This is a genomic window from Candidatus Omnitrophota bacterium, from assembly GCA_028715965.1.
Taxonomy (GTDB): domain Bacteria; phylum Omnitrophota; class Gorgyraeia; order Tantalellales; family Tantalellaceae; genus JAQUQS01.
The window spans coordinates 49,711-55,710 of sequence record JAQUQS010000009.1 but is presented as its reverse complement, the minus strand read 5'-3'; the positions used below and the strand labels follow the sequence as shown (position 1 = coordinate 55,710).

General features: G+C 48.2%; 5 protein-coding genes. 3 read left to right on the top strand and 2 right to left on the bottom strand.

Annotated elements, in window-relative coordinates:
• The coding region (locus PHH49_05800; GenBank protein MDD5488457.1) for a hypothetical protein at window positions 1–490 on the top strand (490 nt) is incomplete at its 5' end.
• A gap of 262 nt (window positions 491–752) precedes the next feature.
• Here PHH49_05800 and PHH49_05795 read toward each other — a convergent pair.
• Complete coding sequence (locus tag PHH49_05795) at window positions 753–1,025, bottom strand: hypothetical protein (protein MDD5488456.1); 273 nt, start codon at window positions 1,023–1,025, stop codon at window positions 753–755.
• Window positions 1,026–1,502: 477 nt separating this feature from the next.
• On the opposite strand from PHH49_05795, the gene PHH49_05790 reads away from it, so the two are divergent.
• Together PHH49_05790 and metE are read left to right on the top strand one after the other, a co-directional pair.
• On the top strand, window positions 1,503–2,225 hold the full coding sequence (locus PHH49_05790; protein ID MDD5488455.1) for a helix-turn-helix domain-containing protein: 723 nt from the start codon (window positions 1,503–1,505) through the stop codon (window positions 2,223–2,225).
• A 21-nt stretch (window positions 2,226–2,246) separates the two neighbouring features.
• Complete coding sequence (metE, locus tag PHH49_05785; protein MDD5488454.1) at window positions 2,247–4,442, top strand: 5-methyltetrahydropteroyltriglutamate--homocysteine S-methyltransferase; 2,196 nt, start codon at window positions 2,247–2,249, stop codon at window positions 4,440–4,442.
• A gap of 99 nt (window positions 4,443–4,541) precedes the next feature.
• Here the strand turns inward: metE and PHH49_05780 are convergent, their stop codons facing one another.
• Window positions 4,542–5,900 carry an MFS transporter gene (locus PHH49_05780; protein ID MDD5488453.1) on the bottom strand — a complete coding sequence of 453 codons (1,359 nt, stop codon included), beginning with the start codon at window positions 5,898–5,900 and terminating at the stop codon, window positions 4,542–4,544.
• Window positions 5,901–6,000 lie beyond the last annotated feature (100 nt).

Sequence of the window (6,000 nt, the reverse complement as noted above, 5' to 3'; positions counted from 1 at the left end):
TTGGATGCAGAGCCCAGAGGGGTTTCGAGAACCGTTAATGACATATATTATGAAAGATACTACAAACAAAAACACAAGGTCAGATCACTCCTTAAGTTGTGGGGGATACAGGAGCTGTCAAGATTCTATTGCCGCTTGGCTTTTCTTTTTGATCGGATTGATAGCGACTGTTGCTATACGTGTAGTCACGGTTTTGATGCATTTGAAGCCTATCTATGGAAGTATAGCCTGGTATATAGGGATAATTGGATTTTTCCTGTTCTTTGTTTATAAATTCAAGGTTGGACATGCCCGTGCCAAACGCATTGAGGAAAGCGGTCTATCTGAGAAGATCACAAAAAACAAGCCACTAGATTGCGATGATTACGCGCTAATAAATTCTATTCTTTGTGGTATTGGTTCTAAAAAAGAAAGAGTGAACTATTTTTTCATTTTTTTCTTGTCAGCGATCGCGCTTATAATAGCCATGTATATGGACTTTGTGAGATAGAACAGTTAATAGCATTTCACCAAAACCCTTTTTGTCTTCAAAGCTAAAGCTGTCACTGGTTTTGATCTCAAACCTGTACCCTACAAGTGATCAAAACCGTTTTGAGTATGGGGCGTAACCTCGGGCAAAAACGGTTTTTATCCTCCCGTCGGGTTGATGTTGGCAAATGGGGGTGAAAATGTGGGGATGACCCGGGGCGTGGCCCCAGGAAATGCCGAAAACTAGAGAGTTTTTGGCCTGGTGCGTCCTCGGTCCGGTCGCTTTACCGCTGCCTTACGAGTTCTTTTTCTTCCTCTTCTTCCTCAACAGAGGGTAGGGGGAAGTAGCCCGAACTCAATATGCCGCGGAGTTCCTCCTCGATATATGGCCAGATATCTTCCTCGTCCTCGTCGAATTCCCGTTCCGGAGAAGCGAGATATACGCCTGCCGGGACGAGTAGGGCGAGTAAAGTGACCACGGCCAGGATACCCTGTACGCCGGGTGAGAACCACAGGCAAAATTCCTGTGTTCCGCAGATCTGATAGAACGTTTCCATGTTTTCCTCCTTATTTTTGTCCTTCTTTTTCGGGTACAGTGTATCAGGGGAGTGTGAACGCGGGCTTACGGAAAAGTGAAGTCCAGGTGAAATTAAAACCGTTTTTGTTCTTGAAGCTAAAGCTGTTACTGGTTTTGCTCTCAAACCCGTCTTTAAATGGGTCTTCTTATCCTGTTAGGGTTGATAGGGGTTAGCGGAAGTGGTATATTTGAAATGATAAACATAACCGCACAGGCAAAGGAAGTTCCCGTGGGAATCGGGACGCTGACCAGCAACGGAAATGCCGGAGTATCCGGACGAGCCCGGTCTATTGCCAGTTTTGGTAAGTACCTCCTGGGGTGAGGGAAAAGGTCGCTCTGTATTTTTTGAGCGCGTCGAACCGGCCCTGTAGGGCCGGTTTTGTTGTTTCTGGCGGTTGATTTTTATCAACCGGAGCGTTATTGTAATTTTTTTTTACCAATATACACTGGAGGTAACATGAAGATAGGAAAGATCATCAAGAGATTAAGGGAAAAGAAAAAACTGACGCAGCTTGATCTGGCGAACGCTTTGAGGGTCAGTCCTCAGGCTGTTTCTAAATGGGAAAGGGACGAGAACCATCCGGATATAAACACCCTTGTCAAATTCGCCAGGATGATGGAAGTTTCTACGGATCATGTTCTCGGGGTAAATGAGCCGGGAGAGGAAGGGTTCAAGGCTTCGGTACTGGTTTCCAGCATGAACGATTTCGCCGTAAAGTCCACAAAAATGGGTACCAGACAGGTGGCGGAATGGGCGAATGCCGTTTTTTATCATATGACGGAATCCATCCTGAAATACGATGGCGTTCCGGTCAAGTATATCGGCGACGGGTTTCTTTGCTTTTTCACCGGGAACGGTCACGCCGAAAGGGCTTTAAAAGCGTCGATCGATATAAGGAAATGCGCAAATACGGACGCGTTGGTCATAGCCATAAACACGGGAGATATATACCTCGGGACTATAGGACATCCCGAACATTCATCAAAAGATATATACGGTGACGCGGTCAACAGGACGTTCCTTATGAATGAAGAGGCATCCAAAAAGGTCAAAAGCGGCATAATCTTGAGTAAGGCCGCAAAAGATGAGATAAAAGGCGAATATGGTTTCAAAAAACACACGAAAGTGTTGGTCGGACGGCTTAACGAGAAGATCGATATTTATGAAATATCCGGATGATGTACTTAACGGGGAGGGAATATGAAGACTTACGCTTATGGTTTTCCCAGGATAGGGAGGGGAAGGGAGTTCAAAAAAAATGTTGAAGCTTACTGGAGCGGGTGCCTCAAGGAAAAGGAACTTGTTAAGGCAATGTACCGGCTTGAAGAAGAGAGGCTTTTAGGATACCAAAAGCATGTTGATATATTCCCCCTGGGGGAGTTCACCTATTACGACAACATGCTCGATACGGCGCTTATGTTCGGTGTCTACAAAGCGAAAGACCTGGATGATTATTTCGCATACGGTAGGGGTAAAAAAGCCCTGGAGATGAAAAAATATTTCAATACTAATTATCATTATCTGGTGCCTGTCATCAAAAGGGACCAGAAGTTCAAGGTTTCCTGGAATAAACCCATGGCGTATTTCAGGCGCTTTAAGGATAAGGATAAGCCGATATCGATAATAGGACCTTATACTTTTTTAAAACTTTCCAGGGTAGAGGGGAATTTCGAAAAAACCTTCAATGATATATGTGGAGCTTACGGGGAACTGTTTAAGAGGCTTGAGGGGGAAGGGGTAAAGGCCATTCATCTTGAAGAGCCCGCGTTCTGCCTGGATGTCCCGGGAGCGGATGTCACGAGTATAGTTAGGAACTTTAAAAGGATGATATCGGAAGGGCCGGGGATCAGCCTTATTACGTATTACGGTAGTGTAGATTTTTTAAAGGAACTTTACGATGTGCCTTTTTCCGGTCTGGGTCTTGATCTTGTCGCGGGGAAAGATAACCTCGACAATCTCAGGAAGTGCGGGTTCCCCAGCGGCAGGCATCTCATATGTGGAGTGGTCGACGGAAGGGACGTGAGGCGTTCTGATATAGAAGCAAAGGTCAGGCTTGTTAAGGATATCAAGAAGGCGGCTGGGACCGGCGATGAAAATATCCTGGTCTCAAATAGCGCCCCCTTGTTCCATTTACCGGTCTCAACGATCCTCGAAAACGGGCTGAAACGCTCACATAGGGATCTTTTGAGCTTTGCGTTAGAAAGAATGCATGAACTGGGGTTGATAAAAAAAGCTTTTTACGGCGATAAAAAAGAAGCGACGGAGTGGAGCGAGGCTGTCGCGGGCACGAAGATAAGACGAACCGAAGGCATATTCGATACCGCGTCTTTACCGGAGAAGGTCTACGATAAGAGGAAAAAGCTACAGGCTAAAGAACTGGCCCTGCCGTTATTTCCCACGACCACGATAGGAAGTTTTCCCCAGGACGCCGAAGTAAGGAAGATGAGGATGGGATACAGGAAGGGACAGATAGGGGCCGGGGAGTATCGTGATTTTCTCAAAGGAAGAATAAGGGAACTTGTAAGGAAAGAAGAGGACTTGGGACTCGATGTCATTGTCCATGGTGAGTTCGAAAGGACCGACATGGTGGAATTCTTCGCCCAGAAATTGGAGGGTTTCCTGACCACAAGTAACGGATGGGTCATATCCTATGGCACGAGAGCGTACAGGCCGCCTATTGTAATGGATAAAATATACAGGAAAGTACCTCTTACCCTGCGAGAAACTTTATACGCGGGGAAACTGACAGACAGGCCGGTCAAGGGTATATTCACCGGTCCTGTGACCATTCTTGCCTGGGGTTTTTGCGTGAGGACCGAACCAATAAGTACGGTTGCTTTTGAACTTGCCAGGGCTTTGAACGAAGAGGCGAGGGACCTTGTCTCGAAAGGTGTGAAGATAATACAGGTAGATGAACCGGCGATAAAGGAATTCTGCCCCATCAAGAAAAGGAAGGAAGATGCTTATTTCAGCTGGGCGATAAGAAGTTTTAACCTGACCACAAGATTGCCGGAAAAAGTCCAGGTACATACCCACCTATGTTATTCGGAGTTCTCGACCATAATAGACCGTATACTCAAAATGAATTTTGACGTAATAACCATAGAAACGGCAAGAGAAAAAGGTAAGGTCCTTAACGTGTTCGCGAAGGCGGGGTTCAGGCGGCAAATAGGTCCAGGCTTGTGGGATATCCATTCCAAATACCCGGCTAACAACGCCACGATAAGACGTATCCTCGATAAGGGCATAGAACTTTTCGGCGCGGAGAATATATGGATGAATCCGGATTGCGGACTTAAGACAAGGGGATGGGAAGAGGTGGAGGTCTCCCTTGATAAGATCTGCAGTTTGGCCCGGGAATACAGGAAAAATACGAAGTACGCCAAGAACGGTTAATAATACGAACAGGACCGGGATCCTGGTCGTTCTCCGCGAAATAAAAAGCCCCCATCAGAGATGGGGGCTTTTTATTTGTAACTTAGTACCCGGACCGGACTATACCGTGCCTCTTCGGTCCTCAAGTATTTCGCGTATCTCGTGGGTTCTTTGTTTCGTAAGAGGTATCCTCAGAACGAAGAATATCGCGGCCAGAAGCCCTACGACCGGCAGGGAAGCAAGACTCGCCCTGATCCAGAAGATGGTCTCGGGCGCCTGTATCGTAAGCTTCCAGGTGAACCCGGACCATGTCAGGATAAGGCCTGAGAAATAATAACCCAGTGAGTTCCCTAATTTAAGGATGTAGGAACCGCACGCGGTGAAAGAACCTTCCCGCCTTTCATGCGTGTTCATCTCGTCATAATCTATGATGTCGGCGCCTATGGAAGAGTGCAGCATCCAGAGAGAAGCCGCCGCCATACCCATGAGGGCCGAAGCCGTGGTCTGGAGCCATTGGATGGCCGGCGTGTAGAGGAACCAGGACCCGCCGTAACCGCATATACCAACCAGGCAGGCTACCACCGCGGCCCGACGCTTGCCGATCTTATGCGCCAGCATAGCGTGGAGCGGAACGCCTATGAGGCCGCCGATCATGAAGGCCACACCCATCCAGAACTGCCAATTGTCACCGAGTATCTTGTTCCCCTGGGAGACGTAAAATACGGTGGCGTAATAACCGAGAGAACCTACCATGCTGGTGCCGAGAGTAAAGGCACCGCCCATGATAATGAGGTTACGGAACGGTTTGCACCTCAAGGTCTCGCCGAACGAGCTCAATATCGATATCTTCTCCTTGACGTTCACGACCACCTTGTCATAGTAGCGTTCCTTGACCCTGAAGAAGATGACCAGCGCGAAGATGGCCATGACCAGGCCCAATAACGCCGTGTATACCTGCATACCCAGCAGGGTGTTCTTCTGGTCCGTGCCCGGGATGAGGAACCAGGCAAGGTTGGTGAACCGCAAAGCATAAAAATTTCCCAGTTCCGAGACTTTCTGTGTCATACAGCGATAGGACATGATGGATGTACGTTCCTCATAGTCAGGCGTCATTTCCGCGCCCAGGCTGTAATAGGGCACCGTAAAGGCGCTGATTATGGGGATGTAGAACATGGTCGACAGCATCATGTACCAGAAGACTACTGTCACGCCGAGGAATTTTATCTCCACCCACGACGGCGATACAAGGAACAGGATCGGCAGGCACAAGCCGCTCAATATACCGGCTATAAGTATGAACGGGCGCCGGCGTCCGTGCCTTGAACGCAGGTTATCTGATAGCCATCCGACTACGGGATCCACGATCGCGTCCCAGATCCTAATTAGCGTCAGCGCCAACCCAACCAACCAAGGTTCAACACCAAGGTACATGTTGAAAACCGCGAAGGCGACAGCCGGGTACAGCCAGAGGCCCCACATATCGACCGCCGTGCCAAGGCTGTAGAAGAATTTCGTGGGGATCGGGAGCCGATCTCGTAGAGGTTTTTTCCTATTAGTAACGTTGGTTTCCTGCACTACG

Bases quoted from the DNA above. Each gene is read 5' to 3' on its own strand.
- PHH49_05795 (MDD5488456.1), bottom strand. From the start codon at position 1,025: ATGGAAACGTTCTATCAGATCTGCGGAACACAGGAATTTTGCCTGTGG.
- metE (MDD5488454.1), top strand. From the start codon at position 2,247: ATGAAGACTTACGCTTATGGTTTTCCCAGGATAGGGAGGGGAAGGGAG.
- PHH49_05790 (MDD5488455.1), top strand. From the start codon at position 1,503: ATGAAGATAGGAAAGATCATCAAGAGATTAAGGGAAAAGAAAAAACTG.
- PHH49_05780 (MDD5488453.1), bottom strand. From the start codon at position 5,900: ATGTGGGGCCTCTGGCTGTACCCGGCTGTCGCCTTCGCGGTTTTCAAC.